Raw genomic sequence first — 26,443 nt, 5'->3', positions numbered from 1 at the left:
GGAATAAAGTTCCCCCATCTGATACGCTCGAATGTATTAAGCCATGAACCAAATGATGTCTCCCGAGCAACTAGAACCCACCGAAGACGAACCAGTCGTCAAGGCAGGCCGGCCACGCGCCAGCGAAGCCGAGGCACGTCTGCAGGATTTGCTGAATACCGCCGGTGATTTGTTCCATGAAAAGGGCTACAGCAAGTGCAGCCTGGAACTGATCGCGCGCGAAGCCCGCGTCGCCGTGCGCACCATCTATGTGAAGTTCGGCGGCAAAGCCGGCCTCTTCAAGGCGCTCATCATGCAGCGCAAGGAAGAATACTTTGCCAAGATGGAAGATATGGAGCACAGCAAGCAGCCGATCCGCGACATCCTGGTGGATTTTGCCGACTGCTTTAACCAGCTGGTGTCCTCTCCTGGCGCGATCGGCATGTACCAGATCGTGATTGCCGAAGCTCATCACAATCCGGAACTGGCGGAAGCCTTCTTCGATGCCGGTCCGCGCCAGACGCGCGAAATGCTGGCGCGCTTCTTCTCCCGCCCCGATATCCGCGCCCAGATTCGGGATGACGTTCCAGAGGAGCGGCTGCCCGTTCATTTGCTGAATTGCATCACCGGCGACCAGCTAAAGCGTTTCCTGTTTGAATCGCGCTGCGGCATTGGCATGGACGGCGGCCGCGAGCAGATCGAGCTGGGTGTCGACCTTTTCCTGCGCAGCGTACTCCGTTGAGCTTGCTCAGCGTTATGTGCGCTAGCGCACGGAGCGCCAGGCGCTAGCGGATAGATACTGATCTCCTCAAGAATATGTTTGTGAGGGAGGTAGTAATCATGAGCAAGGTTGATCGGCTCGAATGGAGCAGGAAAGTAGCGTCTCTTAACGAATGCATCAAAGGTTTCCAGGAAAATCCCAGCCAGGAGCACCTGGACGCGGCCATCAGCGAGTTGCGTTCCTATGCGGAGGCGGCCAGCTCCGGCGGTATAGAGATCCCCCAGCGCTTCATAGCGAACTAAACAATGAAAACCGGGCCAGCGCCCGGTTTTTTTATTACGGGCTTCCCTTATTCGTGGCATTATCTCGGGTTTTCAACGTAACTTTCTTGCAGCGACCATGAGCGACAAGCAAAACGAAGACCAGAAGTTCTGGGAAACGACCGACCACTTCATCTCCCAGGCAAACGAGCAGGAAAAAACCAATCCGGGCAGCTTCCAGCTGGTCGGCGCCAGCATGATGTTTGCAGCAGCCCGCTACAACACCTACCTGCTGGCCCGCGCCAACACCGACCGCGACACCTTCGTGGCGAAAAAGGACGAAGCCAAGGAATACTTCCTGGAGCAGTTCAAGAAGATGTTGGACGATAACTTCGCCGACTACGAAGCCAATTTCGAGCAGTACCGCTAATCCCTTCCTCCAGTGCGAGGCATAGCCCTCGCACTACCCTCCCCTGTAAATGATTGACATGGCCCCGCCCATCAGGTCTAATGCTTGCACAGCCATGAAATCGTTTTCAGGAATCTTATGACCGACATCAAGTCATTCCCTCCCTCGTTCACCTGGGGCGTCGCCACCAGCGCCTTTCAGATTGAGGGCGCCGCCAGCGCCGACGGCAAGGGGCCGTCCATCTGGGACACCTTCAGCCATACCCCGGGCCGCATCATCGACGGCAGCAATGGCGACCACGCCTGCGAGCACTACTACCGCTACCGGGAAGATGTGGCCCTGATCGCCGGCCTGCACGTGGGCGCCTACCGCTTCTCGATTGCCTGGTCGCGGGTGCAGCCAACGGGCAAGGGAGCCTGGAATGAAGCCGGTTTCGCCTTCTATTCGAATCTGCTGGATGCGCTGGAAGCGCACAATATCGAAGCCCACCTCACCCTCTACCACTGGGACCTGCCGCAAGGCCTGCAGGACGATGGCGGCTGGCTGAACCGCGACACCGCCTACCGCTTTGCCGACTATGCAGCTGAAGTGGCGCGCCGCTTTGGCAATCGCGTGAAAACGATTGCAACGCACAACGAACCGTGGTGCACAGCCAATCTTGGCTACGGCAACGCCCAGTTCGCGCCGGGCGTGGCGGACGTCAAACAATCGGTGCAGGTATCGCACCATCTGCTGCTGTCGCACGGCCTGGCCATGAGCGCCATGCGCGCCGTAAAGCCGAACTGCCAGCTGGGCATTGTGCTGAACCAGTGGACCGCCGATCCCGCCACCGACAGCGCCGCCGATCGCGACCTGGCGGCATGGGAATACTCGCGCTCCGTCGAATGGTTCATGGACCCGATCTTCAAAGGCCACTACCCTGAGCTTGCGCTGAAAGGCCACGGAGCGAATGCGCCGCTGGTGGAACGGGGCGACTTCGAAATCATCCAGCAGCCGCTGGACTTCCTCGGCGTGAACTACTACTTCCGCGCCTATTGCAGCGCCGAAGACCCGCCGCGTAAAGCCCCCGGCAAGCACGGCTTCACCGACATGGGCTGGGAGATTTATCCGGAAGGCTTCACCGAACTGCTGCTGAAGCTGAACGCCGCCTACGACCTGCCGCCGATATACATCACCGAAAACGGCATGGCCAATCCGGACGCAGTGATTAACGGCGAAGTGCACGACCCCAAGCGCATCGAATTCATGCAAAGCCACCTGGCCGCATTGAAGGACGCGATGGACCAGGGCGTCAACGTGCAAGGCTACTTCGCCTGGAGTCTGCTGGATAATTTCGAATGGAATTCCGGTTATGCCAAGCGATTCGGTATGATCCACGTCGACTACGAAACGCAGCAGCGGACAATGAAAGACAGCGGCTACTGGTATCGGGACTTAATCGACAACCAGACCGCTTAAAAAAAACAAAACAGCGAGGAGACAAAGATGCAGCAGGAAGCCACCATGCAGGCGGGCCAGGAACCCGCGCCCGCACCGCCAATGGGACGCAGCCCGCTGCTGTGGGTTCCCACCGGTTACTTCACGATGGCGCTGGCCTATGTGATGCTGTCCAGCGTGACGTCCATCATGTTCAAGAATCTGGGCATGGACAATGCGCAGGCGGCCGGCTATGCCAGCTCGCTGATCCTCGCCTACACCATCAAGCCGCTGTTCGCGCCGATCGTCGAAATGTACCGCACCAAGAAGTTCTTCGTGCTGATCACCGAGCTGATACTGGCCGCGGGCTTCGGCGCTGTGGCGCTGGCGATGTCCCTGCCTGGCTACCTGACTGCGCTGCTGGTGCTGTTTGTGGTGCTGTCCTTCATCGGCGCCACGCAGGACATTGCAGCTGACGGCGTGTACGTCACCTCGCTCGACTCGCGCAAGCAATCGCTGTACTGCGGCATACAAAGCCTGAGCTGGAACATCGGCCCGATCGTAGCATCGGGCGGCTTCGTCTTCCTGAGCGGCTGGCTGCACACCAACTACACGCACGACTGGACGAAGGCCTGGCAAATCGTGTTCGCACTGGTCGCCGTGATCATTCTCGCGATGACGGCCTGGCACTGGAAAGTCATGCCCGACGGCGCCAAGGCCGAAGACGCGCCCGCCTCGCTGGGCGACGCATGGCACATCCTGAAGGACGCCTTCGTTACCTTCTTCCAGAAGCGCGATGTATGGCTGATGGTGGGCTTCGCCTTCCTGTTTCGCCTGTCGATCGGGCTGCTGGAAAAAATCGGCCCCTTCTTCATGGTGGACCCGGTAGCCAAAGGCGGCCTTGGCTTATCGAACGAACTGCTCGGCATCATCTACGGCACTTATGGCCTGGCTGCCGTGCTGCTTGGCTCCCTGCTGGGCGGCATCTTCGTCGCCAGGCGCGGCCTGAAGCCGACGCTGTTCCTGCTGTGCTGCGCAGTGAACATTCCGAACGTAACCTTCCTGCTGATGTCGATTTATCAGCCGAGCAGCCTGGTGCTGATCAGCCTTGGCGTCACGGTCGAAAAATTCTTCTTCGGCTTCGGCTCGGTCGGCTTCATGATCTACCTAATGCAGCAGCTGGCTCCCGGCAAATACACGACCACCCATTACGCCTTCGGCACCGGCCTGATGGGCCTGTGCATGATGGTCACCGGCCTGGTGAGCGGACACCTCCAGCAAATGCTCGGCTACGTCCACTACTTCTGGTTCGTGATGGCCGCCACCATCCCCAGCTTCCTCATCACCTGGCTCGCCCCCTTCCATTTGGGGTCAGGCGCTAAATGAGACATGAGGCTGCTTGATCTGCCTCAGGACCTGGTTCCGCGGCACATGCTAACTTCCCTGCATGAGCCGCCAACCTCGCATCCAGTTCCCAGGAGCCATCTACCACATCACCTCGCGCGGCAATCGTCGCGCCCATATCTTTCTAGACGACCACGATTACCTCACCTGGCACAAAACCTTCGCCACGACCGCTGAGAAGTTTGGATTTATCAGCCACAGCTTTTGCCTGATGCCCAACCATTTCCACATTCTGCTGGAGACGATGCAAGCAAACCTATCCAAAGGCATGCAATTCCTGAACAGCCATTATTCTCAGCACTTCAACAAACGACATGGCAAGGACGGCCACCTCCTGCAAGGCCGCTTTAACGCCCAATTAGTCGAGCACGATTCGTACTTTGCCGAGCTCGGACGATACATCGCACTCAACCCTGTCCGAGCAGGGCTGGTTGAATGCGCAGCAGACTGGCGCTGGAGCAGCTATCGATATACCGCTGGCCTGGCCACGCCGCCACACTGGCTCGAAACGGACCGGATACTCGCCCACTTCGGCCAGCGCGACAACGACCTGCGCCACAAAGCGTTTCGTGCATTTGTAGCGAGCGGCATGGACTGCAGCAATCCGCTGAAGGGCCGCCTCAAAAGCCAGAAACCGGATGCCACTCAATCCCAGCCCGCGCCCAAGCCCTTGGCCGACTATGCCTGCCGGCCCAACCGAAACAGCGCAATAGCTGATGCCATCTCGTCGGGAGCGTATAGCAAAAAGGATATAGCCGAGGCATTTGGCGTCAGCAAAAGGACCATTGGGAGAGCGGCGAAGCGAAACTAACGGACCAGCTCGTGTCTCGTTTAGCGCCTGACCCCAAATAAAAAAAGCCCCGGCCGGGGGAAATCGCGACCGGGGCCAACCTTGGATCAGTAAATCAGAAGTTGTAGCCTGCGTTGAAGCCGAAGGTGCGTGGCGGCAGGTATTGCGCTTGCCAGATGCCTTGCGGATTCTGGGCGCTCGTCTTGACGTTCTTGTCTTCCACGTTGCGCACGAACAGGTCGACGTAGTAGTTCTTCGTCGCTTCGTAGCGCATGCCGAGGTCCGTGCGGGTGTAGGACTTCTGACGATCCGGCTCACCCAGATTGAACACGCTCAGCCAGCTCGCGCTTTCGTAGTGGGCGCTGACACGCGGGGTCAGCGTGCCGTCCGGCAGGTGGATCGAGTGCGAATACTGCACCTGCGTGCTGAACTTCGGTGCGTGCGGCATCGTGTTGCCCGTCACGTCCAGGCAGCTGGTGATGCCGGTGATCGGACATGCCGGCAGCTGGTAGTCGTTACTGCCGCCGATCAGGGTGCCCAGCTTGGCGTGAGTGTAGGTCGCTACCACTTGCACGCGATCGTCCTTCGTGATGCGCGCCGCCAGTTCGGACTCGAAGCCGTAGATCTTCGCGCCTTCTGCGTTGAAGGTGCTCAGGCTATGGCTGCCGTCCGGATTGGTCACCGGTGCGCTGAACTGGAAGCCTTTGAAGCGCTGGTAGTAGGCCGCGTTATTCCAGCGCAGTGCGCCGTCCAGGAAGGTCGCCTTGTTGCCGACTTCGTAGTTGGTCAGCGTCTCAGCGCCGTATGGCTTGCCGCCGTCCTGCAGGCCGCCCGATTTGTAGCCGGTCGATACGCTGCCATAGATCATGGAGTTCTTGCTCAGGTCATACGATGCGCGCGCCAGCCAGGTGACTTTGCTGCCGCTGAAGCTGCCGTGGTTGTCGCTGCTCAGCGCGAAACCGCTGGCCGGGTCGAACGGGTTCACGCTTGGGTTGACCGGGATCTGCGGTGCTGCGGTGTTGGATACCCAGCCCATGCCCTTGCCGTCGATGTTTTCACGCTTGTCGTCGGTGTAGCGCAGGCCGCCGGTCAGGTGCAGATCGTCGTTGACGTTCCACGTTGCCTGGCCAAACACCGCCTTCGATTCCACGGTCTCTTTCGGCTGAATGAAGGAGCCCTGCCAGCCCACGGTACCCTGCTGGGTGCCGTTGATGATCGGGATGTCGAAGCGGATGCCGTTGTTTTCGGACGCGTAGTACAGGCCGAGCAACCAGTCCACCTGCTTCTTGCCGGTCGATTGCAGTTCCAGTTCGTGGGTGTAGCTCTTGTACTTGGACCACACGGTGTTATCGGCCTGGAAGTTGCCGCCGCTGGTGAAGCTGGTCGGTGCAACTGCGCCGCCGTCCTGATCGAAGGTCGAGGAACCGCGGAACGAGGACCAGCCGCCGATATAGGCCAGCGCCATGTCGTTGTTGATCTGGTAGTCGACGCGGGTGCGCACGGAGTTGGAATCACGCTTCAGCGAAGGCGCAGTATCGATCAGCGCGGACCAGAATTCCTGGCCGGCGCGCGGCGTCTGCATCAGGTTCATGTTCGGCGTGCCGCGGTCCTGGAAGCGTTCATACGACAGGTTCCATTTCAGCTGCGGCGACAGGTCCCACAGGAAGCTCAGTCGCACTGCGCTCTGGTCCTGCGCGTTGTACTTCGGACCACCCTGCACGAACAGGCTGGTGTTCAGTGGCTGGAAGCTGATCGGACGTGTCGGATTCGCCGTATTGTAGGCCGCGATATTTGCTGCGGCTGCGGCCTGCTGCTGCGACAGCGGAATGTTCGGCGGGGTCTGGTAGTCCACATAACCGTCGTGCTGCTCGTGCACGAAGGCCAGGCGCATCGCGAAGTTGTCGGATACCGGAATGTTCACCGCACCGCGCGCACCGAGGCGGCCGAACTTGCCCAGGCCTGCTTCAACGTAGCCGGAGCTGCTGCCGATGGTCGGCTTCACCGTCTGCATATTGACTGCGCCGACGGTGGAGTTGCGGCCCCACAGCGTGCCTTGCGGACCGCGCAGGACTTCAATGCCTTCCAGGTCGAACAGCAGCGTGGTCGCGCCTTCAGGACGCGGCGAGTACACGCCGTCCACGAAGGTGCCGACTTCCGGGTCCGCATATTCGGTCTTGGCGCTGTCGTTACCCACGCCGCGCAGCGTCATGGTGATCACACCGTGGTCGCCCTGGGTAGTGGCCTGGAAGCCCGGCACCAGGTTGACCACGTCCTGAATGGTCTGCACGTGGTTGTCGTCCAGCGACGCGGCGCTGATCGCAGTCACGGCCACCGGGGTCTTCTGCAGGGAGGTGGAACGCTTGGTGGCGGTCACATAGACTTCAGGAATTGCCTCGGCCTGCGCTGGCTGCGCCGGTGCGGCAGTTTGCGCGATGGCGGGATTGATACCAGCGAGAAGCGTCAGGATGGCCAGCCGGATCGGAGAGCCCAGCAAGCGGGCTCGGGGCATGCAAGTGTTCATAAGTCTCCTGTTTGATGTACAGCGGTATTGCGCTATTATCTTTTCTTAGAAAACGATTTCATTGATATGAAATCGTTTTCAAATTTAGTGAAATCGATTTCTGCATTCTTGAAACCGTTTTCATACTACCCAAATCGCGAAGTCGATGTCAATTTAAAAATTGTACGTTCGTGGATTTGATGACACAGGACAGGGAGACCGGGCATGCAACCCATCAGGAATATTCTTATCGTCGGTGGCGGCACCGCCGGCTGGCTGGCGGCAGGATTTCTGGCCCGCACGCTCGGCAGCAGCGTCGGCGTGACGCTGGTCGAGTCGAAGGAGATCGGCATCATCGGCGTGGGCGAAGGCACCTTCCCTTCCATTCGCGGCACGCTGTCGACGCTGGGCATCGATGAGGCGACCTTTATCCGCGAGTGCCATGCGACCTTCAAACAAGGCGTGCATTTTGCGCACTGGGTGCGCGAGCCGGGCACGCCTGGCGCGGCCCACTACTTCCATCCTTTCAATCAGCCTTCGCAGCGTCCCGGTGGTCCTGAGCTGCTGCCCTACTGGCTGCGTGGCGCAGCAGGCGGCACTTCGTTTGCTGCCGCATCGACGCTGCAAACGGCGGTCGCTGCGGCCTCGCACGCGCCCAAACGGATTGGCGATGCGGACTACATCGCACCGCTGAACTACGCCTATCACTTCGACGCGGCCAGCTTTGCCGCCCTGCTCTGCCGCCACGCGCAGACGCTGGGCGTCAAGCGCATTGAAGCTACCGTCGATAGCGTGCAGTTGACTGAAGATGGCAGCATTGCGTCCGTCACCACGCGCGAAGCGGGTGTGCTCACCGCCGATCTGTTCGTGGATTGCACTGGCTTCCGTGCGCGCCTGATCGGCGAGGCTCTGGGATCGCCCTTCCGCAATATCAACGACACGCTGTTCGTGGATCGCGCACTGGCCCTGCAAGTGCCCTATGCGCAGCCTGATGCGCCGATTGCTTCCTACACGATTTCGACCGCGCACGAAGCGGGATGGACCTGGGATATCGGCCTGCACGACCGGCGCGGCACGGGCTACGTCTATTCCAGCCGCCATACCAGCGATGAACGCGCGGAGCAGATCCTGCGCGGTTATGTGGGCGAGGCAGGCGATGGCTTGTCGCCTCGTTTGCTCAAGCTGAACGTGGGCTATCGCGAAACGCACTGGATCAAAAACTGCGTGGCGATTGGCTTATCCGGTGGTTTCCTGGAGCCGCTGGAATCGTCCGGCATCGGCCTGATCGAAGCGGCAACCTATCTGCTCAGCTATCTCTTCCCGCACGACGGCAATCTCGCACCGGCCGCGAAGTTCTTCAACGAGCAAATGCGGCAGCGCTACGAAAAGATCGTGGACTTCGTGAAGATGCACTACTGCCTGTCGCGGCGTTCGGAAGACTTCTGGGTCGAGAACACGCTGGAGGCGACCATTCCCGAATCGCTGCGCGAGAAGCTGGCCATGTGGCGCAGCCGTCCACCGCATCGTCTGGACTTTGTAACGGACGTGGAGATGTACCCGCCCTCAAGCTGGCAGTACGTTTTGTACGGGATGGAGTTCTGCACCGAAGTCCACGGCCACTGGCCGGACCGCGCTGCGGCGGAAAAGGAATTCCGCATGATCCAGGAAGTCAGCCAGCATGCCCTGCGCGACCTTCCCACGCACCGCGCGCTGGTGAACTGGTACCGCAAAGGCGCGCCCCAACTGCGGCGCGCCTGATAAAACCCGAGGCGTAAACCTGGTGTCAGCCACATCGTGGCTGACACCTGTTTTTTGCCGTGGGTTCTTACTTCTTGCGAGGCGGAGGCAAGTCGGTGCAGACGCCTTCGTAGACTTCGGCGGCCACGCCGATCGATTCGCCCAGCGTTGGGTGCGGGTGAATCGTGCGGCCGATATCGACGCCGTCGGCGCCCATCTCGATCGCCAGGGCGATCTCGCCAACCATGTCGCCGGCGTGCGTGCCGACGATGGTGCCGCCGATAATGCGGTGGGTTTCAGCGTCGAACAGCAGCTTGGTGAAGCCTTCCGCGCGGCCATTGGCCACAGCGCGGCCGCTGGCTGCCCACGGGAAGTGGCCCTTCTCGACCTTGATGCCCTTCGCCTTGGCTTCGTCTTCGGTCACGCCAACCCATGCCACTTCCGGATCGGTGTAAGCGACGGACGGGATCACCTTGGCGTCGAAGAAGGCCTTCTCGCCATGGGCTGCTTCCGCTGCCACGTGGCCTTCGTGCACGGCCTTGTGCGCCAGCATCGGCTGGCCCACGATGTCGCCAATCGCGAAGATGTGCGGCACGTTGGTGCGCATCTGTCCATCCACGTTGATGAAGCCACGGTCGGTGACGGCCACGCCGGCCTTGTCGGCAGCGATCTTCTTGCCGTTCGGGCTACGGCCAACGGCCACCAGGACCATGTCGTAGATCTGCGGTTCCGGAGCAGCGACGCCGGCTTCGGCAGCTTCGAAGGTGACCTTGATACCTTCCGGCAGCGCTTCCACGCCAACGGTTTTGGTCTTGGTCATGATCTTGTCGAAGCGCTTCTCGTTGAATTTCTGCCAGATCTTCACTGCGTCGCGGTCGGCGCCTTGCATCAGGCCGTCCATCATTTCGACGACGTCGATACGTGCGCCGAAAGTGGAGTAGACGGTGGCCATTTCCAGGCCGATGATGCCGCCGCCGATGACCAGCATCTTCTTCGGCATGAAGCGCAGTTCCAGCGCTCCGGTGGAGTCCACGATACGCGGATCTTCAGGCACGAACGGCAGTTTCACGACGGACGAACCGGCAGCGATGATGGCCTGCTTGAACTGCACGACCTTCTTGCTGCCGTCGGCAGCAGTCACTTCGATGTGGTTCGGGCTGATGAACTGGCCAACGCCCTGCACCACATTGACCTTGCGTGCCTTGGCCATGCCGGCGAGACCGCCGGTCATGTTGCCGATCACGCCTTCCTTGTACTTGCGCACCTGGTCGATGTCGATCTGCGGCTTGGCGAAGGTGACGCCAGTCTTGGACATGTGGCTGGTTTCGTCGATCACCGATGCCACGTGCAGCAAGGCTTTCGACGGGATGCAGCCCACATTCAGGCAGACGCCGCCCAGGGTCGAATACTTCTCGACGATGACCGTGTTCATGCCCAGGTCCGCAGCGCGGAAGGCAGCCGAATAGCCGCCAGGGCCGCCGCCCAGGACCATCATGTCGCAGGTGATGTCGACCTGGCCGCTGTAGCCGCCTGCAACCGGTGCCGGTGCTGCAGCCGCCGGCGCTGCCGGAGCAGCGGCAGGCGCGGGGGCGGCAGGCGCGGGGGCAGCAGGTGCTGCCGCAGCCGGAGCCGGTGCAGCAGCTGGAGCCGACGCCGTGGAGCCCGCAGCTTCTTCGATCAACAGCAGCGGCGAACCTTCGCTCACCTTGTCGCCAACCTTGATCTTCAGTTCCTTGACCACGCCAGCGTGGGTCGATGGAATCTCCATGGACGCCTTGTCGGATTCCACGGTCGCCAGCGACTGGTCCACTTTGACGGTATCGCCAACTTTGACCAGCAGCTCAATGACTTCCACTTCCTTGAAGTCGCCAATATTCGGTACTTTTACCTCGGTCATGGCGGCTCCTTACAGAAGGATCTTGCGCATGTCGCCCAGCACTTCCGCCAGATACACGGCGAAGCGTGCACCGGAAGCGCCATCGACAACGCGGTGGTCGTAGGACAGCGACAGCGTCATCATCAGGCGCGGCACGAACTGCTTGCCGTCCCAGACTGGCTTCATCTGCGACTTGGACAGACCCAGGATCGCCACTTCAGGTGCATTCACGATAGGCGTGAAGTGCGAGCCACCGATGCCGCCCAGCGACGAGATGGTGAAGGTGGCGCCCTGCATATCGGTCGGCTTCAGTTTGCCTTCGCGAGCAGCCAGCGACAGTTCGGTCATCTCTTTCGCGATCTGCGTCACGGACTTCTGGTCGGCGTTTTTCACGACCGGCACCACCAGGCCATTCGGCGTATCGGCGGCGAAACCGATGTTGTAGAACTTCTTCAGGATCAGGTTCTCGCCCTTCTCGTCCAGCGACGAGTTAAAGGACGGGAATTTCTTCAGCGCGGCGACCGATGCCTTGATCACGAAGGCCAGCATGGTCAGCTTGGTGGCGTCCTTGTTCTTGGCGTTGGCGGCGTTGCTGTCGACGCGGAACTGTTCCAGCTCGGTGATATCCGCATCTTCGAACTGCGTCACGTGCGGGATCATCACCCAGTTGCGATGCAGGTTCGGGCCGGAGATCTTCTTGATACGCGGCAGCGGCTGCAGTTCGGTTTCGCCGAACTTGCTGAAGTCCAGCGACGGCCATGGCAGCACGCTCATGCCGCCACCAGCGCCTGCCGGAGCGGCGGCGCCTGCTGGCGACGCGGTCGCGCCGGACATCACGCCCTTAACGAAGTTCTGCACGTCCAGCTGGGTCACGCGGCCTTTCGGACCGGTGCCTGGCACGATCGCCACATCCACGCCCAGTTCGCGGGCGAACTTGCGCACGGATGGGGAGGCGTGGGCCAGCTTGCCGGAGACGCCTGGCGCGGACGGCGCAGTTGCGGCAGCAGGGGCCGGCGCCGCAGCGGCCGGTGCTGGCGCAGCGGCGGCAGCTGGTGCCGGAGCCGCCGCAGGAGCAGCTGCAGCCGGCGCGGCGGCAGCGCCACCGCCGACAGCGTCGACGACCAGCACGATCGAGCCTTCAGCGACCTTGTCGCCAACCTTGACCTTCAATTCCTTCACCACGCCAGCGTGGGAGGACGGGATTTCCATGGAAGCCTTGTCGGATTCGACGGTGATCAGCGACTGGTCCTTGGCGATGGTGTCGCCAACCTTGACCATCACTTCGATCACTTCCACTTCCTTGAAGTCGCCGATATCAGGCACTTTGACCTCGACCGGGCCAGCCGATGCAGCCGGCGCTGCGGCTGGCGCAGGCGCGGCGGCTGCAGGCGCCGCAGCAGCAGGCGCCGGAGCGGCCGCAGGAGCCGGGGCGGCAGCTGCCGGAGCAGCGGCAGCGCCATCAGCTTCAACGATCAGCAGCAGCGAGCCTTCCGCCACCTTGTCGCCAACCTTGACCTTGATCTCCTTGATCAGGCCCGTTTGCGACGATGGGATTTCCATCGAGGCCTTGTCGGACTCCACGGTCACCAGCGACTGATCGACCTTGATCGTGTCGCCGACCTTGACCATCAGCTCGATGACTTCAACTTCCTTGAAGTCGCCGATATCCGGGACTTTAACTTCTACCATGCTCATAAGTTTCGCTCCGTCTTCTCGTTATTGGGTCACCGGATTTGGCTTGTTCGGGTTGATGCCGTACTTCTTGATCGCGTCTTCCACGACGGACATGGCGATCTTGCCTTCGTCAGCCAGCGAGCGCAGCGCAGCAACCGTGATGTAGTAACGGTTAACTTCGAAGAACTCACGCAGCTTGGCGCGGCTGTCGGAACGGCCGAAGCCATCGGTGCCCAGCACTTTGTACGAGCGGCCTTTCGGCATGTATGGGCGAATCTGTTCAGCGAACTGGCGCATGTAGTCGGTGGTCGCAATGATAGGACCGGTCGACTTCTGCAGCAGCGAAGTCACGTAAGGCACGCGCTGTTCCGCGGTCGGGTTGACCATGTTCCAGCGCTCGCAGTCGATACCTTCACGCGCCACCAGGGTCAGCGACGGAGCGGACCATACGTCAGCAGCGATGTTCCAGTCGTTCTTCAGCAGTTCGGCAGCGAAGATGGACTCGCGCAGGATGGTGCCGGAGCCCACCAGCTGTACGCGTTCCTTGGCCTTCTTGTCGCCTTCCTGCAGCAGATACATACCCTTCAGGATGCCCTCCTCCTGGCCCGGCTTCAGGCCTGGGTGGGAGTAGTTCTCGTTCATGATGGTGATGTAGTAGAACACGTCTTCCTGGTTACCCACCATGCGGCGCAGGCCGTCATGAATGATCACAGCCAGTTCGTGGCCGAAGGTCGGGTCGTAAGGAATGCAGTTCGGGATGGTCGCCGCGACGATGTGGCTGTGGCCATCTTCGTGCTGCAGGCCCTCGCCGTTCAGCGTGGTTCGGCCGGCGGTACCGCCCATCAGGAAGCCGCGTGCGCGCATGTCGCCAGCTGCCCATGCCAGGTCGCCAACGCGCTGCAGACCGAACATCGAATAGTAGGTGAAGAACGGAACCATCACGCGGTTGTTGCTGGAGTACGAAGTCGCCGCAGCGATCCACGAGCTCATGCCGCCTGCTTCGTTGATACCCTCTTGCAGGATCTGGCCCGCCTTGTCTTCGCGGTAGTACATCACCTGGTCCTTGTCGACCGGCTCGTACAACTGGCCCTGCTGATTGAAGATACCGATCTGGCGGAACAGGCCTTCCATACCGAAGGTGCGGGACTCGTCAACCAGGATAGGCACCACGCGCTGGCCCAGCGACTGGTCGCGCAGCAGCGCGGTGATGATACGCACGTAAGCCTGGGTGGTGGAGATCTCGCGGCCTTCCGGCGTCGCTTCCAGCACGGCCTTGAAGGCTTCCAGCGGCGGCACCACCAGCTGCTCGTCAGCCTTGGTGCGGCGGTGCGGCAGGTAGCCGCCCAGTGCCTTGCGGCGCTCGTGCAGGTACTTCATTTCAGGCGCGTCGTCGGACGGCTTGAAGAATGGGATCTCGGCCAGCTTGTCGTCCGGGATCGGGATGTTGAAGCGGTCGCGCATTTCGCGGATAGCCTCGTCGTCCAGCTTCTTGGTCTGGTGCGCAGTGTTGCGCGCCTCGCCGGATTTGCCCATGCCGTAGCCCTTGATGGTTTTCACCAGCAGCACGGTTGGCTTGTCCTTGGCTTCCTGCGCGATCTTGAATGCAGCATAGATCTTGTGCGGATCGTGGCCGCCGCGGGTCAGGCGCCAGATATCGTCGTCGGACATATTGGCGACCATTTCCAGCAGCTTCGGATGCTTGCCGAAGAAGTGCTTGCGCACGTAGGCGCCATCCTTGGCCTTGTAATTCTGGTATTCGCCGTCGACGGTTTCCATCATCACGCGCTGCAGGATGCCTTCCTTGTCTTTGGCCAGCAGGTTGTCCCAACCCGGGCCCCAGATGACTTTGACGACGTTCCAGCCGGCGCCGCGGAAGTCCGCTTCCAGCTCTTGAATGATCTTGCCGTTGCCGCGCACCGGACCGTCCAGGCGCTGCAGGTTACAGTTGACGACGATGACCAGGTTATCCAGCTTTTCGCGCGCGGCCATGCCGATTGCGCCCATCGATTCCGGTTCGTCCATCTCGCCGTCACCGCAGAAGGCCCAGACTTTACGGCCTTCGGTGTTGGCGATGGAGCGTGCGTGCAGGTACTTCAGGAAGCGCGCCTGGTAGATCGCCATCAGCGGGCCAAGGCCCATCGACACGGTCGGGAACTGCCAGAATTCCGGCATCAGTTTCGGGTGCGGGTAGGAGGACAGGCCTTTGCCGTCGACTTCGCGGCGGAAGTTCAGCAGCTGGTCTTCGGTCAGGCGGCCTTCCAGGAAGGCGCGTGCGTAGATACCTGGCGAGGAGTGGCCCTGGATGTACAGCAGGTCGCCGCCCTGTTCAGGGGTTTCCGCTTTCCAGAAGTGGTTGAAGCCAATGCCCAGCATGTTCGCCAGCGAAGCGAACGAGGACAGGTGGCCACCGAGGTCGCCGTCGGCGCGGTTGGCCTTCACGACCATGGCCATGGCATTCCAGCGCATCCAGGAGCGCAGGCGTTCTTCGTATTCGAGGTTGCCCGGGCAGTGGGCTTCGAGGTGAGCAGGGATGGTGTTGACGTAGGCGGTGTTCGCGGAGAACGGAATGTCGGCGCCACGGCGGCGGGCCAGGTCAACCAGGCGTTCCATCAGGTAGTGGGCGCGGTCCGGACCTTCTTTTTCCAGAACTGCCTCAAGTGCCTCCAGCCATTCCTTTGTTTCTTGCGCATCAGGATCGTTGGCGGTTTGGGCCGTGACCTGGTCAAGTTGAGCTGACATGTATCTAGTCTCCTATCGATTAAGTGCCCGACCGCTTGCGCCCGGACTATGCTGGTGATTATTTACTAAGACTTTGGCTAAGTGTGAATGATTCTATCAGTGAATTCAGCCTTTTTCAAATTACGGAAGATCGTTTCATATTGTGAGATATGGCTGAAAATTGTGTAAATTTTCACATATTCCTGATTCATATAGTTATGTCGGGATGTTTCATATTTCGGGCTTAGCTCACTCCCCTACACTCTCAGTTGTCTGATAACTATTGCTTAGGGCTCCCATGCGCATCACCAAAGTGACCACCTACCGCGTTCCGCCACGCTGGATGTTCGTGAAAATTGAAACCGACGAGGGCATCGTCGGCTGGGGTGAACCTGTGATCGAGGGCCGCGCCCGCACCGTTGAAACGGCGGTGCAGGAATACGCCGAACTGCTGATTGGCCAGGACCCGCTGCGCATCAACGACCTGTGGCAAGCCATGTACCGCGGCAGCTTCTACCGCGGCGGCGCCATCCTGATGAGTGCCATCGCGGGCATCGACCAGGCGCTGTGGGACATCAAGGGCAAGGCACTGAACGCCCCAGTATGGCAGCTTCTGGGTGGCCTCGTGCGGGATCGCATGCGCGCTTACAGCTGGGTGGGCGGCGATCGTCCCGGCGACATCATCGAGCAGATGAACAAGCTGCGCGAAGGCGGCATCCATACCTTCAAAATGAATGGCACCGAGGAGCTGGGCCTGATCGACAATTCGAAAGCGGTGGATGCGGCAGTGGCCCGCATTGCCGAGATCCGCGAGCATTTTGGCGGCGAAGTGGAATTCGGCATCGACTTCCACGGCCGCGTATCGGCGCCGATGGCGCGCGTGCTGCTGAAAGAACTGGAGCCGTTCCGTCCACTGTTCGTGGAAGAACCGGTGCTGGCCGAGCAGGCGGAATACTATCCGCGCCTGGCCGAAATGACCGCGATTCCGCTGGCGGCCGGCGAGCGCATGTACTCGCGCTTCGAATTCAAGCATGTGCTGGAGCGCGGCGGCGTGTCGATCCTGCAGCCGGACCTGTCACATGCCGGCGGCATCACCGAATGCGTCAAGATCGCTGCGATGGCAGAGGCCTACGATGTCACGCTGGCGCCGCACTGCCCGCTCGGCCCTGTCGCGCTGGCGGCCTGCCTGGCGGTGGACTTCGTGTCTTACAACGCCGTGCTGCAGGAGCAAAGCATGGGCATCCACTACAACAAGGGCGCCGAGCTGCTGGACTATGTAATGAATAAAGAAGACTTCCGCATCGCGGACGGCTGCTTCTCCCCGCTGCCAAAGCCCGGCCTGGGCGTGGAAGTCGACGAAGCGCGCGTCATCGCCGCCAGCCAGAACGCTCCCGACTGGCGCAACCCGCTGTGGCGCCACGCCGACGGCAGCGTGGCCGAATGGTGACGCCCGCAGACCCGCTGCCGGCAGCGTCCCACGCTACCACCGCGCGCTCCCTTGACGCGGGCGTGGCCAGCCTGGTCCGCTCGGCTCAACTCGTCGGCGCGGACTGGGGCTCCACTGGCCTGCGCTTGTTCCTCATCGGCGCCGACGGTGCGGTGCTCGACACGCGCGCCAGCGCGCAAGGCAGCACGGCGATGAACGGCTCGGCCGACACCTACCGCGCCGCGCTCGACACGCTGGCCGGCGACTGGCTTGCCGCGGCCCCAGAGTTGCCATTGGTCGTGTGCGGCATGGCGGGCAGCAAGCATGGCTGGCACGAAGTGCCTTACGCCACCTGCCCCGCCGAAGTCGGCAACCTCCTGGCGCTCGCTCCGCCGCTGCCACCGCTTGTCATTGCACCACCCGCCGGCAATATCTCTGCGCCGGCGCCGGCCGCTGAACATGCCGGCGGCACGCGTCCAATGGCCATCATCCCCGGTTTGCTCTATGCACCGGATGACGGCACGCCGGATGTGATGCGCGGCGAGGAAACGCAGATCGCCGGCGCGCTGGCCCTGCATCCGCAACTTGCGGCGCAAGCATGTGTCGTCATGCCCGGCACGCACTCGAAGTGGACGCAGCTGCGCGACGGCACCGTGCGCGCCTTCGCTACCCACATGACCGGCGAACTATTCGCCCTGCTGTCCCAACATTCCGTGCTGAACCGCCTGATGATCGCGTCCAGTGCGCCATCGCGTGCAGCATTCGACCAGGGCGTCAAGGCTGCACGCGACAACGCAAGCGCCAACCTGGCCAACCAGCTGTTCGCCGTCCGCACGCTTGGACTGACCGAAAAGCTGCCTGGCGACGCGTTGGCGGATTACATGTCCGGCCTGCTGATCGGCCACGAACTGCGCGCCGGCCTCGCCTGGCGCGAAGAAGCCGGTCTGCAGCAAGCCCCACTGATCCTGATCGGCGAGCCTGCGCTGTGCACCCGCTACGAACAAGCCCTGGCAGTCTTTGGCATCAAAGCCGACCACAATTTCCCGAACACGGCCCCCGCCGGCCTGTGGGCCATGGCCCGCCGCGCAGGGCTGATCACTGGAGCAAATACATGACCGACATCCGCGCCGACCTCGATCGCGCTTTCGAAGCCCTGCCGCTGGTCGCCATTCTGCGCGGCGTGCAGCCGCATGAAGTGGAAGGCATCGCGCATGCCGTCTACAACGCCGGCTTCCGCATCATCGAAGTGCCACTGAACTCGCCGCAGGCGCTGGAATCCATTCGCCTCCTGAGCAAATCCTTGCCGGCAGATGCCGTACTGGGCGCAGGTACGGTGCTCAGCGTGAACGCGGTCGATGAAGTGCAGGCCGCCGGTGGCCGCATCATCGTCATGCCGCACGCCGACGTTGCCGTGATCAAGGCCGCGAAAGCCAACGGCATGGCTTGCGTTCCAGGCGTCGCCACGCCGACGGAAGCCTTCGCCGCCCTGCACGCCGGTGCCGATGCGCTGAAGCTCTTCCCCGCCGAACTGATTACGCCAACCATCATGAAGGCCATGCGTGCCGTGCTGCCAGCGGAGACGCGCCTGCTGCCGGTGGGCGGCGTCACGCCGGATAATATGGGCCCGTTCCGCGCAGCAGGCGCCGCAGGCTTCGGCCTTGGCTCCGCCCTTTATGCACCGGGCATCGACGCCGCCGAAGCTGGCAAGCGCGCGCAACGTTTCGTCGAAGCCTGGCGCCAGTGATCGCCCCGCGCATGCGCCGCGCCGCCCTGGCCGTCCTGAGCGCAGTGGCGGCCTGCGCGCATGCCGCCGTGCTGCACGTCGATGCCAGCGCTCCCGCCGCCGAACCGAAAACCGGCTACATCAAAACCGGCAGCAGCATTTCGCCGCGCGGTGAGCGCATCGGGATCAACAATCAATATCTGACGAGGAACGGCCAGCCCTGGTTGCCTGTCGCAGGAGAATTCCACTACTCACGCAGCCCCGCTTCGACCTGGGAAGCGGAACTGCGCAAGATGAAGTCCGCCGGCGTGGAAGTGGTGACCAGCTACGTGATCTGGAGCCACCACGAAGAGCTGGAAGGAAAATTCGACTGGCAAGGCAACCGCGACTTGCGCCGTTTCGTGCAGCTTGCCGGCAAGGCCGGCCTCGGTGTGGTGGTACGCGCCGGCCCATGGGCGCACGCCGAAGTGCGATACGGCGGCGTGCCGGACTGGGTGGTTAATGCCATGCCGACGCGGCGCGACGATCCGCAATACCTGCACTACGTTGAACGCCTGTACCGCGAGATCGGCACGCAGCTGAAAGGCCAGTTGTGGAAGGATGGCGGCCCGGTGGTCGCAGTCCAGCTGGAGAACGAATATAACCTCGCCGGTCCCGGTCAGGGCGCAGGCCACATCAGCAAGCTGAAAGAACTGGCAATCCAGGCGGGCCTCGATGTGCCGATCTATACGGTCACGGGTTGGGATCACACGCTGTATCCATCGGGCGAAGTAACGCCGGTCTTTGGCGGCTATCCAGACGAGCCATGGAGCGCGAGCACCAAGCCGCTGCCGCCCAAAGAAACCTATGCCTTCCGCTTCGGCACGCGCGTCAGCGGCGACCTCGGTGCGCAAACGCGCGCCTCGCAGACCGGCACTGCTGAAACGGACATGGCCGACACGCCTTTCCTCGGCGCGGAATACGGCGCGGGGCTGCCCGCCATGTACCGCCGCCGCACCCTGGTATCACCGGACGACATCGCGTCCATGCTGCCGGTGCAGCTGGGCTCCGGACTGAATATGGTCGGCTATTACATGTTCCACGGCGGCCGCAATCCGCTGAGTCTCGGCGGCACCACGATGGAAGAGAGCACGCTGAGCGGCGGCTATAACGATACGCCCGCCATCAGCTACGACTTCAACGCGCCGCTTGGCCCGGATGGCCAGCAGCGCCCCGTGCTGGAGCGCCTGCGTCCCTTCCACTACTTCCTGCGCGACTTCGGCGGCCGCCTGGCGCCGATGACCGTGCGCAGGCCCGATCAGGTGGCCGAGTCGATGCGCGATCTGTCGACGCCGCGCTGGTCGCTGCGCAGCAAAGGCGACCAGGCTTTCGTGTTCTTCAACAATCACGTGCGCCAGTATCCCATGGCTGTGCAGCGCGGCGTGCAGTTCGACATCAAGCTGCCCAGCGGCGCATTGCGCTTCCCCAGCCAGCCATTCGACGCCGCCGATGGCGCTTACTTTATCTGGCCGGTGAACTTTGATCTCGACGGCACGCGTCTTGACTACGCAACCGCACAGCCGGTCGCGCGGCTGGATGCGGGTAAAGAAGGCATCGTCTACGTTTTCTCCGCCACCACCGGTATCCCGGTCGAAATGGCGCTCGAACCCGCCGCAGCGCCTTACCTTGATGCGCCCGGCGCCCACATCGCCGCCACATCCGCTTCCGGCGCCGGCAACGAGCGCGTTGTCATCAACGGCATTGTGCCGGATAGCGCAGCGGCGTTCACGCTACGCAAGCCGCAGGGACGCGCGATCACGGTCGTGGTGCTGAGTCCAGAACAAGTGGGGCAGCTGGCGGTTGGCGAATTTGCGGGACAGCGGCGGCTCGTGCTGAGCGCGCAGCAGGCCTATTTCGCCGATGGCAAGCTCGAATTGCGCTCGCCGGATCAGCCGCACTTCCAGGCGGCGGTATTCCCTGCGCTGGACGCGGCAGCCACTGCAAGCGCCGCGCTGAAAGCCGCCGGGCGCAGTGGCATCTTCACGGAATACGAGGCGGACGTATCGCCGGTCCAGCTGCAAGCCAGCATCACGCCGCTGCGTGCCGCATCGCCGGTGCCCGCGCCGCGAATCGGCGGCAACGCCAAAGCCGCGATGCAGCCCATACCCGAAGCCTTCCGCAACGCCGCCGCCTGGGAAGTAAAACTAAGCGGCGGAAAACTGGACAAGCTCGATGCGGCGCTGCTGGACATCGACTTCACCGGCGACATCGCCCGCCTGTTCAGCGGCACGCGCATGCTGGACGATTGGTACTACAACGGCCAGCGCTGGCAATTCGACCTGAAACGCAACGGCATTGCGTCCAACGCCACGCTGCAGCTCTCCGTGCTGCCGCTGCGCGCCGATGCGCCGATCTACCTGCCAGAGCAGGCGGTGCCGGACTTTGGCGGCCAGCCGCAATTGGCGGGCGTCTCCGCCGTCAAAGTCATCCCCGTCTACAAACTCACAATCGGCAAATAGCTATATCAAATCGACATACGTTTCCGTTTAATACACATAAGTCCGATATGTCACTTTTCTGTAAGCTGATTAAAAACCAATAATGGAGACACAAGTGGAAAAGCAGCAGTCGATGATGCTGGCCATCGAGCAGCGCGCGCAACTGGGCGAAGGCCTGCTGTGGGACGAACGCGCGGGCCGCTGGCTGTGGACCGACATTGAATCCGCCACGGTGCACGCCTGGACGCCGGGCAGCGCCAGCGCCACGGCCTATCGTGTGCCTGACCGCACCGGCTCCATGGTCATCTGCAAATCGGGCAAGCTGCTGCTGGGCCTCGCCAAACAGCTTTGCTTCGCCGGCGCACCAAACGGCATCGACAACAACGGCCCGCAACTGCATCCCGTGAAGCCCGTGGTGCCGGTCGATGCGCTCGAATCGCGCACCCGCATCAACGACGGCCGCACGGACCGCAGCGGCAACTACGTCTTCGGCACCCTGAACGAAGCGGCCGAGAAGCGCCCTATCGGCAGCTTCTACCAGTTCTCCATGAAGCGCGGACTGCGTCGCCTCGCGCTGCCCGCCGTGGCCATCGCCAACAGCATCTGCTTTAGCGTCGATGGCAAGACCATGTACTTCACCGACACCACCACGCGCCGCATCATGCAGTGCGACTACGACGCAATATCGGCCAGCGTCTCCAATGTGCGGCTGTTCGTCGAAGTCGACCTGGCCGATGCCTGGCCGGACGGTTCCACCATCGACCGCAACGGCTGCCTGTGGAACGCGCAGTGGGGCGCGGGCCGCGTCGTGCAATATGCACCGGACGGCACGCTGATGCGCAGCTTCTCCGTCCCGGCCAAGAACACCACCTGCCCTGCTTTCGGCGGACCGAATCTGGACCAGCTGATGGTGACTTCGGCACGTGTAGAAATGAGCCGCGAAGAGCTCGAAGATATGCCACTTGCGGGCAGCCTGTTCACCATCCAGCTCGAAGCACCGCTGGGTATTGTGGACGCCCTGTTCGACGACACCGCTCACTAAAACATATAAGAGACACCATGAAAACACTGATCACCCGCCGCCACCTGCTGGCCGCAGCAGCCATTGCCTGTACCTTGGGATTCGCCCACGCCGCCGAACCCGTGAAGATCGGCTTCCTCGTCAAACAGGCGGAAGAGCCGTGGTTCCAGGACGAATGGCGTTTTGCCGAACAAGCCGCAAAGGACAAGGGTTTCACGCTGGTGAAGATCGGTGTACCGAATGGTGAGAAGACACTGGCCGCCATCGATAACCTGGCCGCGCAAAAAGTACAGGGCTTCGTGATCTGCGCACCGGATGTGAAACTGGGCACCGCCATCGCCCGCGCTGCGAAGCGCAACAACCTCAAAGTGATTTCGGTCGATGACCAGCTGGTGGATGGTGCAGGCAAGCCGATTCCGACCATCCCGCATATGGGCATTTCCGGCTACGACATCGGCCAGCAAGTCGGCAAGGCGCTGGCGGAAGAAATCAAGAAGCGCGGCTGGAAACCGCAGGAAGTGGGCGCGCTGCGCATCGCCTACGACCAGCTGCCAACCGCCAAAGACCGTACCATGGGCGCCGCCGATGCGCTGAAGGCCGCCGGCATCCCGGCCGCAAACATCATCGATGCACCACAAGCCAAGACCGACACCGAAAACGCCTTCAACGCCGCCAATATCGCGCTGACCAAGAACGCCAGGTTCAAACACTGGGTCGCCTTTGGCCTGAACGACGAAGCTGCGCTGGGCGCGACCCGCGCCGGCGAAGGCCGCGGCTTCAAGGCCGACAATATGGTCGCCGTAGGCATTGGCGGCAGCAAGGCGGCACTGAACGAATTTGCCAAGCCGGGTCAGACCGGCTTCTACGGCACGGTGCTGATCAGCCCAAAACGCCACGGCTACGAAACCTCGGCGAATATGTATGACTGGATCGTCGCCAACAAGCAGCCGCCTGCGCAGGTGCTGACCACCGGCCAGCTGATGACCCGCGCCAACCAGGCCGCGGTGCGCACCGAGTTCGGACTGTAAGGCCCTGAAATGTCAGGCTCTCTGCAATTCGACCAGGTGTCGAAGCAATTTCCCGGCGTGCGCGCGCTCGATGGCGTCAGCTTCGAGGCCCACGCGGGCGCCGTGCACGGCCTGCTGGGCGAGAACGGCGCGGGGAAATCGACCCTGCTCAAGATCCTCGGCGGCCAGTACCGTCCGGATGGCGGCCGCCTGCTGCTGGATGGCCGCGAATGCCATTTCCATTCCGCTGCCGATGCCATCCACGCGGGCATCGCCGTGATTCACCAGGAACTGCAATACGTTCCTGAATTGACGGTCGCCGAAAACATCCTGCTGGGCCGCCTGCCGCAGCGTTTCGGCCTGGTGCGCAAAGCCGAAGCACACAAGATGGTGACGGGCCGCCTGGCGGCAATGGGCGTGGATCTCGATCCCGATGCGAAGCTGATCGACCTGTCGATCGCCCAGCGCCAGATGGTCGAAATCTGCAAAGCCCTGATGCAGGACGCGCAGGTGATCGCCTTCGACGAGCCGACCAGCAGCCTGTCGGCACGCGAAAGCGAAGTGCTGTTCCGCCTGATCAAAGAGCTGCGCGCTGCTGGCCGCACCATGATCTACATTTCGCACCGTCTGGAAGAACTGTATGAGCTGTGCGATGCCTGCACCATCTTCCGCGATGGCCGCAAGATCGTGACGCATCCCGTCATGGCGGAAGTGCCGCGCGAAACGCTGATCGCCAATATGGTGGGACGCGAGTTGAAAGACATCTACGATTACCGTCCACGCGAGCATGGCGAAGAACGCCTCGTCGTACGCGGCCTTGGCGGACGTACCCTGCAAGGCCACCACGACTTTTCCGTACGGCGCGGCGAGATCGTGGGATTCTTTGGCCTGGTCGGCGCGGGCCGCACGGAGCTTATGCGTCTGCTTTACGGCGCCGATCATCGCCAGCACGGCTCCTCGATCCAGCTGGATGGCACGGAACTGCGCCGCGGCGGACCTGCCGCGGCGATTGCCGCCGGCATCGTGCTCTGCCCGGAAGACCGCAAGGAACAAGGCATTCTGGCCGAAGCCTCGGTGTCGGAAAACATCAATATCAGCGTGCGCCGTACCAACCTGAAAGGCGGCATCTTCCTGCGCCATCGGCAGGAAGCCGCGCTGGCCGATGACTTCATCAAGCGCCTTCGCATCAAGACGCCGCACCGTGACCAGGAAATCCGCCTGCTCAGTGGCGGCAACCAGCAGAAGGCAATTCTGGCGCGCTGGCTGGCGGAGCCGGATCTGAAAGTACTGATCCTCGACGAACCCACGCGCGGCATCGACGTCGGCGCCAAGAACGAGATCTACCGCATCATTTACGAAGTGGCGGAGCGAGGCTGCTGCGTGATCGTGATTTCCAGCGACCTGCCCGAAGTGCTCGGCGTGGCCGACCGCGTGATGGTCATGCGCGATGGCCGGATCAGCGGCGAACTGCCGCGCGCCGAAGCCAACGAAACCGCTGTCCTGCGCCTGGCGCTGCCAGACCAGACCTGATTAGGAGCTTTACATGATGTCCATCGCTTCAACTACCGGCGCGGCCAGCGCGCCTGCCAACAACCGGCGCAAATGGCTGGCCGATTACAGCATGCCGATCGCGTACGCCATCCTGTGCGTGGTGCTGGCGTTCACGGTGGAGAATTTCCTCTCGCTGGCGAACATCGTCGGCCTGATGCTGTCCGTGGCGCAGATCGGCATGGTGGCCTGCACCATGATGATGTGCCTGGCCTCGCGCGATTTTGACCTGTCGGTCGGCTCCACCATCGCCTTTGCCGGCGTGCTGGGCGCCATGATTCTGGAAGCGACCGGCAGCATTTTCCTGGCCGTCGGCGGCGGCATGCTGGCCGGTGCGCTGATCGGCGCGGGCAATGGCGTACTGATCGCCTACCTGCGCGTGAATGCGCTGATCGCCACACTGGCCACCATGCTGATGGTGCGCGGGCTGGCTTTCATCGTCTCCAAAGGCCAGGCGGTCGGCATCGCCAACGAAACCTTCATCAGCTTCGGCGACACACGCTGGTTCGGCATGCCGCTGCCGGTGCTGGTCACCGCCCTGTGCTTCATCATGTTTGGCGTGCTGCTGAATCACACCATCTTCGGCCGCAACACGCTGGCCATCGGCGGCAATCCGGAAGCGGCGCGCCTGGCCGGTGTGAACGTGGAGCGTCTGCGTGTGTGGATCTTCCTGATTCAAGGCGTGGTGACTGCGCTAGCGGGCCTGATCCTGTCCTCGCGCATCACCTCCGGCCAGCCGAATGCGGCGCAAGGCTTCGAGCTGGACGTGATTTCGGCTTGCGTGCTGGGCGGCGTATCGCTCCAGGGCGGCAAGGCGCGCATCTTCGGTGTACTGGTCGGCGTGCTGATCATGGGTACGCTGGAAAACGTGATGAATCTGCTGGACGTGGACGCGTTCTACCAATATCTGATGCGCGGCCTGATCCTGCTGGCTGCCGTGCTGTTTGACCAACTGAAAACGCGCGGCGCGCGACACTAATCCATGACTGACCGACTTAAAGGCAAAGTAGCCATCGTAACCGGATCTTCGCAGGGCATCGGCGCGGCCATCGCCCGCCTCTTCGTTGAAGAAGGCGCCCGCGTTGTGGTCAACAGCCACGCTTACGACCAGCACGCCGAAGCCATTGTGGCCGAACTGGGCGAAGAGAATGCCTTGTTCGTGCAAGCCGACGTGGCCGATCCCCTCGCCATGCAGGCGCTGGCCGACAAGGCAATCGAGCGCTTCGGCCGCGTCGATATCCTGATCAATAATGCGGGCGTGGACGTTTTTGCGGACCCGCTGCAAATGACGCCGGAACAGTGGCGCCGCTGCCTGTCCATCGACCTGGAAGGCGCCTGGAATGCGATTCGCGCCGTGTTGCCGGGCATGCTGACTCAGGGCCGCGGCAATATCGTGAACATCTCCTCGGTCCACGGCAGCAAGATCATTCCGGGCTGCTTCCCCTACCCGGTCGCCAAGCATGCGCTGAACGGGCTGACGAAATCGCTGGGCATCGAATATGCGGCACGCGGCATCCGCGTGAACTCCATTTCACCGGGCCTGATCATGTCCGAGCGCGTAGCGGACTGGCTGGCGGGACTAAGTGAAGCGGACCGCGCGCGCCAGACCGAAATCCTGCCGTGCCGCCGAATCGGCGAGCCGAGGGAAGTCGCTTATACTGCACTCTTCCTTGCGAGCGACGAGGCGCGCTTTATCAATGCCACCGATATCCTGATCGACGGCGGACGCTCGCAGATCTATCACGACTGACGAGAAC

General features: G+C 62.0%; 20 protein-coding genes. 16 read left to right on the top strand and 4 right to left on the bottom strand.

Annotated features, from left to right (window positions below; translation table 11 throughout):
* Nucleotides 1–43 precede the first annotated feature (43 nt).
* The 6 genes from AB4Z19_RS08665 to AB4Z19_RS08640 all read left to right on the top strand — a co-directional run bounded on the left by AB4Z19_RS08665 (nucleotide 44) and on the right by AB4Z19_RS08640 (nucleotide 5,000).
* Nucleotides 44–721 (top strand): TetR/AcrR family transcriptional regulator, encoded by a 678-nt coding sequence (locus AB4Z19_RS08665; RefSeq protein ID WP_442028532.1) that lies wholly within the window; start codon nucleotides 44–46, stop codon nucleotides 719–721.
* Nucleotides 722–819: 98 nt separating this feature from the next.
* A complete protein-coding gene (locus AB4Z19_RS08660; RefSeq protein ID WP_442028531.1) occupies nucleotides 820–1,002 on the top strand; it encodes a hypothetical protein in 183 nt (60 codons plus the stop codon).
* Nucleotides 1,003–1,099: 97 nt separating this feature from the next.
* Nucleotides 1,100–1,390, top strand: a complete 291-nt coding sequence (locus tag AB4Z19_RS08655) for a DUF3144 domain-containing protein (protein WP_442028530.1) — start codon at nucleotides 1,100–1,102, stop codon at nucleotides 1,388–1,390.
* Nucleotides 1,391–1,507: 117 nt separating this feature from the next.
* Nucleotides 1,508–2,827, top strand: a complete 1,320-nt coding sequence (locus AB4Z19_RS08650; protein WP_442035005.1) for a GH1 family beta-glucosidase — start codon at nucleotides 1,508–1,510, stop codon at nucleotides 2,825–2,827.
* A gap of 81 nt (nucleotides 2,828–2,908) precedes the next feature.
* Nucleotides 2,909–4,171, top strand: coding sequence for an MFS transporter (locus AB4Z19_RS08645; protein ID WP_442035265.1), 1,263 nt, complete (start codon nucleotides 2,909–2,911; stop codon nucleotides 4,169–4,171).
* A gap of 61 nt (nucleotides 4,172–4,232) precedes the next feature.
* A complete protein-coding gene (locus AB4Z19_RS08640) occupies nucleotides 4,233–5,000 on the top strand; it encodes an REP-associated tyrosine transposase (protein ID WP_442028601.1) in 768 nt (255 codons plus the stop codon).
* Between the two features lie 94 nt (nucleotides 5,001–5,094).
* On the opposite strand, the gene AB4Z19_RS08635 is transcribed toward AB4Z19_RS08640, so the two are convergent.
* Nucleotides 5,095–7,488, bottom strand: a complete 2,394-nt coding sequence (locus tag AB4Z19_RS08635; protein ID WP_442035004.1) for a TonB-dependent receptor — start codon at nucleotides 7,486–7,488, stop codon at nucleotides 5,095–5,097.
* A 216-nt stretch (nucleotides 7,489–7,704) separates the two neighbouring features.
* Between AB4Z19_RS08635 and AB4Z19_RS08630 the strand changes: the two genes are divergently transcribed.
* The gene (locus tag AB4Z19_RS08630; protein ID WP_442026956.1) at nucleotides 7,705–9,237 is read left to right on the top strand and encodes a tryptophan halogenase family protein; all 1,533 of its coding nucleotides are present in this window, start codon (nucleotides 7,705–7,707) and stop codon (nucleotides 9,235–9,237) included.
* Nucleotides 9,238–9,304: 67 nt separating this feature from the next.
* Here AB4Z19_RS08630 and lpdA read toward each other — a convergent pair whose 3' ends face one another.
* The 3 genes from lpdA to aceE are packed head-to-tail and all read right to left on the bottom strand — an operon-like array spanning nucleotide 9,305 to nucleotide 15,505.
* Nucleotides 9,305–11,113 carry a dihydrolipoyl dehydrogenase gene (gene lpdA / locus AB4Z19_RS08625; protein ID WP_442035002.1) on the bottom strand — a complete coding sequence of 603 codons (1,809 nt, stop codon included), beginning with the start codon at nucleotides 11,111–11,113 and terminating at the stop codon, nucleotides 9,305–9,307.
* Between the two features lie 9 nt (nucleotides 11,114–11,122).
* Nucleotides 11,123–12,787: a dihydrolipoyllysine-residue acetyltransferase gene (gene aceF, locus AB4Z19_RS08620; protein WP_442026959.1), complete on the bottom strand. Its 1,665-nt coding sequence runs from the start codon at nucleotides 12,785–12,787 to the stop codon at nucleotides 11,123–11,125.
* A gap of 21 nt (nucleotides 12,788–12,808) precedes the next feature.
* Complete coding sequence (gene aceE, locus AB4Z19_RS08615) at nucleotides 12,809–15,505, bottom strand: pyruvate dehydrogenase (acetyl-transferring), homodimeric type (RefSeq protein WP_442035000.1); 2,697 nt, start codon at nucleotides 15,503–15,505, stop codon at nucleotides 12,809–12,811.
* A gap of 277 nt (nucleotides 15,506–15,782) precedes the next feature.
* Here aceE and dgoD point away from each other — a divergent pair, with 277 nt between their 5' ends.
* The 9 genes from dgoD (at nucleotide 15,783) to AB4Z19_RS08570 (ending at nucleotide 26,436) form a co-directional block, all read left to right on the top strand.
* Nucleotides 15,783–16,931: a galactonate dehydratase gene (gene dgoD / locus AB4Z19_RS08610; protein ID WP_442023307.1), complete on the top strand. Its 1,149-nt coding sequence runs from the start codon at nucleotides 15,783–15,785 to the stop codon at nucleotides 16,929–16,931.
* Entirely contained in the window at nucleotides 16,925–18,025 is a 1,101-nt protein-coding gene (locus AB4Z19_RS08605; RefSeq protein ID WP_442023309.1) for a 2-dehydro-3-deoxygalactonokinase, read from the top strand. The genes dgoD and AB4Z19_RS08605 overlap by 7 nt, the downstream gene beginning before the upstream one ends.
* Nucleotides 18,022–18,654 carry a 2-dehydro-3-deoxy-6-phosphogalactonate aldolase gene (locus AB4Z19_RS08600; RefSeq protein WP_442023311.1) on the top strand — a complete coding sequence of 211 codons (633 nt, stop codon included), beginning with the start codon at nucleotides 18,022–18,024 and terminating at the stop codon, nucleotides 18,652–18,654. The genes AB4Z19_RS08605 and AB4Z19_RS08600 overlap by 4 nt, the downstream gene beginning before the upstream one ends.
* A complete protein-coding gene (locus AB4Z19_RS08595) occupies nucleotides 18,651–21,131 on the top strand; it encodes a beta-galactosidase (RefSeq protein ID WP_442034998.1) in 2,481 nt (826 codons plus the stop codon). The genes AB4Z19_RS08600 and AB4Z19_RS08595 overlap by 4 nt, the downstream gene beginning before the upstream one ends.
* A gap of 94 nt (nucleotides 21,132–21,225) precedes the next feature.
* Nucleotides 21,226–22,152, top strand: coding sequence for an SMP-30/gluconolactonase/LRE family protein (locus tag AB4Z19_RS08590; protein ID WP_442023315.1), 927 nt, complete (start codon nucleotides 21,226–21,228; stop codon nucleotides 22,150–22,152).
* A 17-nt stretch (nucleotides 22,153–22,169) separates the two neighbouring features.
* Nucleotides 22,170–23,159: an arabinose ABC transporter substrate-binding protein gene (locus AB4Z19_RS08585; protein WP_442023317.1), complete on the top strand. Its 990-nt coding sequence runs from the start codon at nucleotides 22,170–22,172 to the stop codon at nucleotides 23,157–23,159.
* 9 nt (nucleotides 23,160–23,168) lie between these two features.
* Nucleotides 23,169–24,668, top strand: coding sequence for an L-arabinose ABC transporter ATP-binding protein AraG (gene araG, locus AB4Z19_RS08580; RefSeq protein ID WP_442023319.1), 1,500 nt, complete (start codon nucleotides 23,169–23,171; stop codon nucleotides 24,666–24,668).
* A gap of 13 nt (nucleotides 24,669–24,681) precedes the next feature.
* Entirely contained in the window at nucleotides 24,682–25,665 is a 984-nt protein-coding gene (gene araH / locus AB4Z19_RS08575) for an L-arabinose ABC transporter permease AraH (protein WP_442034996.1), read from the top strand.
* A 3-nt stretch (nucleotides 25,666–25,668) separates the two neighbouring features.
* Nucleotides 25,669–26,436: an SDR family oxidoreductase gene (locus AB4Z19_RS08570; RefSeq protein ID WP_442023323.1), complete on the top strand. Its 768-nt coding sequence runs from the start codon at nucleotides 25,669–25,671 to the stop codon at nucleotides 26,434–26,436.
* Nucleotides 26,437–26,443: the final 7 nt, after the last annotated feature.

Origin of the sequence: Pseudoduganella sp. RAF19 (assembly GCF_052114165.1) — a bacterium.
Taxonomy (GTDB): domain Bacteria; phylum Pseudomonadota; class Gammaproteobacteria; order Burkholderiales; family Burkholderiaceae_D; genus Rugamonas.
The sequence above is the reverse complement of the archived record's forward strand: the minus strand, read 5'-3'. Positions and strand labels throughout refer to the sequence as shown.